The organism is Acetonema longum DSM 6540 (assembly GCF_000219125.1).
Lineage (GTDB): Bacteria > Bacillota > Negativicutes > Sporomusales > Acetonemataceae > Acetonema > Acetonema longum.
In genome coordinates, this window is sequence record NZ_AFGF01000003.1 from 1 (window position 1) to 341 (window position 341).

General features: G+C 57.2%; 1 protein-coding gene. It reads left to right on the forward strand.

Translation table 11 applies throughout. The annotated features are described in order from the left end of the window. A partial coding sequence (locus ALO_RS22270) for an S-layer family protein (protein ID WP_004091550.1) occupies positions 1 to 341 on the forward strand: 341 nt, incomplete at both ends.

Sequence of the window (341 nt, forward strand, 5' to 3'; positions counted from 1 at the left end):
ATCTCATCGAAACCCGCGAGCAATTCTCTCGCTACCAGGACTTCCTCTCCAGCGACTACCTCCTGGAACGGGTCAAAACCGACCCGGAAAAAGTCGCCAAACGCCTAGGCGACGGCTGCTACGAGCAAAAACTCGTCACCGACCAAATCACCGCCCTCACCGGCCAACAATATTCCTCCGACTACACCTCCGAACTGGAACAATACAAAGCCCTCATGGACAACGCCGCCACCTTCGCCCAGGAATACCACCTCACCCTCGGCGTCGCCCTCACCGAAGAACAAATGGCCGCCCTCACCAGCGACATCGTCTGGCTGGTAGAACAAGTCATCAACGGCCAA